This is a genomic window from Vibrio sp. OPT46 (genome assembly GCF_015163535.1).
GTDB lineage: Bacteria > Pseudomonadota > Gammaproteobacteria > Enterobacterales > Vibrionaceae > Vibrio > Vibrio alginolyticus.
The window spans coordinates 84,168-90,024 of the sequence record NZ_JADDYG010000397.1 but is presented as its reverse complement, the minus strand read 5'-3'; the positions used below and the strand labels follow the sequence as shown (position 1 = coordinate 90,024).

Annotated in this window: 6 protein-coding genes and 1 pseudogene; 2 read left to right on the top strand and 5 right to left on the bottom strand. The window is 43.2% G+C overall.

The window, feature by feature from the left end:
* Together IQR33_RS33480 and IQR33_RS18545 are read left to right on the top strand one after the other, a co-directional pair.
* The coding region (locus IQR33_RS33480) for an acyl-CoA dehydrogenase domain-containing protein (protein WP_228013981.1) at positions 1–511 on the top strand (511 nt) is incomplete at its 5' end.
* A gap of 206 nt (positions 512–717) precedes the next feature.
* Positions 718–2,493, top strand: a complete 1,776-nt coding sequence (locus IQR33_RS18545; RefSeq protein WP_005380390.1) for a SulP family inorganic anion transporter — start codon at positions 718–720, stop codon at positions 2,491–2,493.
* 73 nt (positions 2,494–2,566) lie between these two features.
* Here the strand turns inward: IQR33_RS18545 and IQR33_RS18540 are convergent, their stop codons facing one another.
* The 5 genes and pseudogenes from IQR33_RS18540 to IQR33_RS33475 all read right to left on the bottom strand — a co-directional run.
* A complete protein-coding gene (locus IQR33_RS18540) occupies positions 2,567–2,977 on the bottom strand; it encodes a GNAT family N-acetyltransferase (RefSeq protein ID WP_017633770.1) in 411 nt (136 codons plus the stop codon).
* Positions 2,978–3,061: 84 nt separating this feature from the next.
* Positions 3,062–3,454, bottom strand: coding sequence for a DUF1353 domain-containing protein (locus tag IQR33_RS18535; RefSeq protein ID WP_017633769.1), 393 nt, complete (start codon positions 3,452–3,454; stop codon positions 3,062–3,064).
* Positions 3,455–3,645: 191 nt separating this feature from the next.
* Entirely contained in the window at positions 3,646–4,176 is a 531-nt protein-coding gene (locus tag IQR33_RS18530) for a hypothetical protein (RefSeq protein ID WP_005380387.1), read from the bottom strand.
* A gap of 221 nt (positions 4,177–4,397) precedes the next feature.
* Complete coding sequence (locus IQR33_RS18525; RefSeq protein ID WP_025768253.1) at positions 4,398–5,648, bottom strand: TIGR03503 family protein; 1,251 nt, start codon at positions 5,646–5,648, stop codon at positions 4,398–4,400.
* Positions 5,649–5,656: 8 nt separating this feature from the next.
* A pseudogene (locus tag IQR33_RS33475) lies at positions 5,657–5,857 on the bottom strand (DNA polymerase III subunit epsilon); the annotation flags it as partial.

Below are 5,857 nucleotides of genomic sequence, written 5' to 3'. Positions count from 1 at the left end.
ACACTGGGGTCTACAAGACAGTTTGAAACAAGCGGAAGTGGCAGTAGATGAATTCTTAGCAAACTTCCCGAACAAAGTAATTGGCCGTGCGCTACGCGTATTAATCATGCCATTTGGTCGCGTACGCAAAGCACCAAGCGATAAACTAGACAGTAAAGTGGCACGCATTCTACAAACGCCAAGTGCAACGCGCTCACGCATTGGTCGCGGTCAATACCTTGAACCAACCGAGCACAACGCAGCAGGTAAGATTGAGCTTGCACTATCAGTCATTCTTCAAGCTGAGCCTGTGTTTGACAAAGTATGTAAAGCGCAAGGTAAGCGTCGCCCATTCTTACGTTTGGATATGATTGCTCAGGAAGGGCTAGAGCAAGGCTTTATCACGCAAGAAGAAGCCGATCTACTCAGAGAAGCGGAACAGCATCGTCTAGATACAATCAACGTTGACGATTTTGAGCCGGAACTGCTTGCCGCAAAGCCGCTATACCCTCAGATGGATAGCGTCGCATAACTCTAGAATCTGAGACCACAAACGGGAGTATCAGCTCCCGTTTTTTATTGCTTCCAGAATAGCGTTCATAACACCTCACACCACGAAGCCCCTGCGCAATCGCAATAAAAGCCACGCACTCCAATCTTTCCCCCGATTTCCAGTGATAACTAACTCACAGACGTTCCAACTAAGCGGTGTATACTTTAAGTAACTCACTCACATATATGGTAAATCCGTTGGCTAAAATATTACTCGCACAGTGGTTCCCAGGGCTTGTTCAGCTTAAGCATTATCAAAAAGAATGGTTTGTTAACGACTTCAGAGCCGCCTTTTCTGTTGTCGCGGTTGCACTGCCAGTTGCCATAGCTTATGCACAGTTAACTGGTGTATCCGCAATTGTCGGTCTGTATTCGTGTGTACTGCCAATGTTGGTTTACGCCATGATGGGCACATCTCGACAACTCATTGTCGGACCCGATGCAGCAACCTGTGCAGTGATTGCTGCTGTTGTGACACCACTTGCCGCAGGTGACCCCACAAAACATTGGCAGTTGGTTATGACCATGACAGCGATGACGGGGATTTGGTGTGTACTGGCAAGTCGTTTCAAGCTAGGAGTGTTTGCAGATTTCCTTTCTCGTCCGATTCTTTTGGGTCTACTCAACGGTGTTGCTCTCACAATTATCGTTGGTCAGTTTGCGAAAGTAGTCGGTTTGAAATACGAGCAACGTTATTTACTGGAACGTTTATGGGAAGCTCCACAACGATTAACCGATCTTCATTGGCCTACTGTAACTCTGAGTATCGTGACGGTTGTCGTTTATTTGCTCACCAAACGCTACCGACCAACTTGGCCTGCTGCCATGCTGGCGATCCTCGTAACTACTGCGTCAGTTTGGTTTTTCCATTTACAAGAGATGGGCGTATCGGTTGTCGGACTCACTCAAGGTGGCTTCCCTCAGTTTCAAACACCGGAATTTGAGCTAGGTGAAGTTCGTGAACTAGTAGTCCCGGCGCTCAACCTTGCGATTGTCAGTTTTGTTAGCATGATGCTCACCGCCCGCAGTTTCGCGGCTAAAAACGGTTATGATATTGATGCAAATAAAGAGTTTCAGGCGTTGGGTTTTGCCAACATTGCCTCAGCGTTTTCACAAGGTTTCGCAATAAGCGGCGCTGACTCACGCACAGCCGTCAATGATGCAAATGGCGGTAAATCTCAATTAGTTTCGATTGTCGCCGCAATCACCATTGCCATTATTGCGGTATTTATTTACGAGCCTTTGCAGTTCATCCCTATCGCTTCACTTGGTGTTGTATTGATCATTGCGTCCCTATCGCTGCTCGATCTTAAAGCAATTTGGAAATTAAAATCTCGTGACAAAGATGCATTTTATCTGGCCATCATTACTTTTATTTCTGTGTTGATCGTGGGTGTAATACCGGGGATCACTTTGGCGGTATTGCTAGGGCTGTTTCAATTTTTACGGATTGTCATGCGACCGAGTGATCAGCTACTTGGCTTGGATGAAAAAGGTACCATTCGGACCATCGACGACTCAGGAAAAGCTTCGCCTATTCCTGGAATGGTGATTTACCGCTTTAACTCACCGCTAACTTACTTCAATGCTCCTTACTTTAAACGTAGAGTGTTAGAGCAGGCAGAGCATCACAAAGACGCAAGTTGCGTTGTCATCGACGCCGTATCGAGCTTTACTCACTTGGATCTCAGTGTGATGGCAACACTGGCAGATATTCACAATACTTTGAAAAAGAGAGGCGTACGCTTAATCCTCGCTGGAAGGAAACGACGTCTTCGTCAATGGTGTGAGCTTACTGGTATCAGCACCAGTGAAGGAGGCATCTTACTGCGAGCTGATATGTACCTTGCCATTAAACTTAGTGGCTGTTACATCAGTGCTGTGGGTGAGGGACAAATTCCTACTGTTCAAAAAGAGCCTGATTTAGAGCAGCCACCCAAACCAATTCCAGAAGTGGCTTAAATACAAATTTAATATAGAAAACAGGAAATTAAACTCCTGTTTTCTAGTGCTTATCTTCACAGCTGAATACGTGTTACGCCTTTGGCTTAAACTTTTTTGTCATCCCTTGGCTTTTAGGAGCCACCAGCCTATAACCAAGCTTTTCGTAAAAGACCGGTTCATCAGCAATCATAGAAACGTAAGAGCCTTCAAGTGCAACAGATGAAAGATAACCGTCGATGTATTCCATGACTTTTCTACCTAAACCGTTGCCTTGATAATCAGAATCAACGGCAACGTCGACAATTTCGAAGTTACACGCCCCGTCACCAACAACCCGACCCATTGCAATGAGCTTTCCTTCATCCCGAACAGATACGCCATATAACGAATTGGGTAGACCAATTTCAGCAGCTTTCAACGATTTGGGTGATAGCCCGGCTTTGACACGCATATCACAGTATTCTTTCGGGCTTGGCACATGCTCTTCATATCTTATTGTCATTATGTACTACTCCTTTGTATCACCTTGGAGCTTACATAACTAAACTGTATAAATAAACAGTTAAACGTTGGAAAGATGTTCCCATTAAGCACACAAAGTATCAGGTCTAGAAAAGAAGCCACCGACAACTCTGACGCCATAATAGATATAAGTTGCTCTGAAGCTAGACATTCCTTTTTCTAAACATGTTTCTCTCAACAACGTATCCGCATGCTTTCGAGCACTTTGTGGCAACACCTCTTCCCTCATGAGTTGGTAAAGAGCATCATGCACTAAAGAAGCTTTCATAATGTTTTTTGTGTCTAACGCTGGCCCACTCGCTCCATCCCATGCATAGCCCTTTTTAATCGTTAACACGCCTTGTTTGGACAAACTAAGAAAAGGGCTGTCATACGCGTTACTCACTGAAATGTGAGTCTCAATCTTTTCTTCAGAATGGAGAGTGTATTTATACTTCTGACGCTTTTTGTATTTCATCAGAGACCTCGCGTTTACTTATTCTTATTTATCACGCACAGCTGAATATTTATCCAGAAACCCTAAAAGATCGGCTCTTGTTATTATGGCGTACTACCTATTACAAAGCCCAAATCAATATAAATAGAACTCCATGCAATCAATAAAGCCAGAACCCCTGACTTTATTGACCAAAATTCAACCAACAATCCTTATTCTGAAGGAAGTCTACTCAATTTTTTATGGATATCTTCTACAAAATTGGCTTGTTCACTTGGAGAAACCTCTAGAACATAATGAAAAAACGGACTTGTATGCTCAGTAATTTTATACTCTTCACTTAACAGCTTAATTACTTGTTCATGATTAAATCGTGCGGAGACTAAGCCACTCTCGGTTTCTTGAGTTATAACTATATAGTGAGCGGTTGGAAAAACCGTAAACCTTCCTTCGACAGGAAACCAAGGAGCAAAAGAAATAATCTCGTCATCAATTATGTATGCTTGAGGTTTACTGACATAGGTGTAAGGGTACTTTTCATCTAAATAGGGTCTTGCTGTATCAAACAAGCCATCATAATAAGTTGGTATTTCTACTTTTTGGATTTTACTTAAGGGATCGAAAGTGAAGGTATCAAGTGATTTTAAATTATTACTTCCCGAATCTGGATTATTAACACCATTATCAATAGAAGAACAACCTACAATTATCACTGCACAAAAAAAAGCTAAAATTTTATTCATTATTTCTTTATCTTTAATTGATTGTTTTGAAAGTTAGTCACATTAAAAATGCAACCAATTTAGAAAGTAAAAATGATATATTATTTATATAAAATCCCAAACATATATTTGAATACAGTAAACTTAAATATTCATAATTTATCCATTTTTCTTCTTCCAACTTGGTAACTTGATAAAAAAACGGAGCCGATTGGCTCCGTTTCTCGCTTTATGTGTTACTACTATTTCTTTGGTACTTCTAATTGCATCTCTGGCATGGCATCGCGCTTCGCTTTAATTTTGCGCCAGACTATCCATGCAATGATCACAATCAGCAGCATTATCAAATTACCCACCGCGATAATAATCATGCTGCGCTTACGCTCAGCCTCTCGCTCAGCGATAATTTGCTTTTCCATTTCAATACGGCGCTGTTCGGCTAATTCAGCTTCTTTTGCAATTCGAGCAGCTTCTAGATCAACTTCATCAACAACACTGAAGGTTTGCTCTGGGATAGGAAACACCAACGAGCGCTGAGTTGCAAAATCAGTGGCAAAGATCTCGCCGCGCCATGCGTACTTACCAAGCTCAGCATCGTTATTGAGGTTCAACGTAACTCTCATTCCATCTTTAGAGACCTGTCCTTGGCTGTAACTAATGAAACCATCGGGAGCGTCCTTTTTCACTGTGACTGCAATAGAGCCTGGTGCAATCATACCTTGCTCGCCACTCACCACTAATTGGTGTGGCTTATCGGGATTACGAGCCTGAATAAAAGTACGAGAGATTGGGTTCGGATAAACCAAGATGACTTGCTCTTGCGCTCGTAAGAATACGCCATTGCCAGACGTGATGCGCGCACGGTACTTACCAGGCTCAACGTCTATTGGGAGCTGAACCGTGAACACTCCATCCCCTGCTTTTTCATCCAAGCCTCGGCCGTCATCAGAAAACTCACCCACAACCATCGGCACTGGACGTGCTTCTTTGATCAGCTCATCTTCATTTTCGACAAACTTGGTAAATGTCACGCGCAGATTCACGCGATCAAGGAAGTCGCGCAGTACAAGAGGTTTGCCGTCGGAGGTCAGGCGAGCTGTAAACTTAAGCGCTTCCCCATTATATAATCGGTTTGGGAACAGATCCGTACTGAGCTTTAGGTGAGAAATTAAGCGGATGTTATTTTTAGGCGTAACTTTCCCCACAGCCTGCCATGGACCTGGCATAGGGTTATCAACGGAAATAATATCGAGTGAGGCTTCTTGATACCAACGTACATTGTCGTAAGAGCCCCAAGCATAGTATTTTTTACCGTCAGGACGGACTAAAACAACTGGCTGAGAACTTTGCTCACGATAAACCAAAAACGTGATCTGCTCGATGGTTGGATCAACTCGAAAGCGATTGTCTAACAAAGACATTGTAGATTCACTCGCAGCACTCGAGAGACTACTCCATATCGCTAAAAACGCGACCAACAAAGCCCTCAACATAGCTTCTCCTATTGATGCCAAATACAGTTGTTCACCAACTCTAATCTTTTTTGGTGAGCTTCTAGTTCATCGGCACTTGCGCGCAAAACCTTTAGCGCTTTTCTTCCTTCAATACGACGAATGGTTTCTACCCCACCCTCTTGTTTATTCGCGTTAAATTCTAGACTCGTTTGACCACCCGTCATAAAGAGGTAAACGTCGGCTAGAAT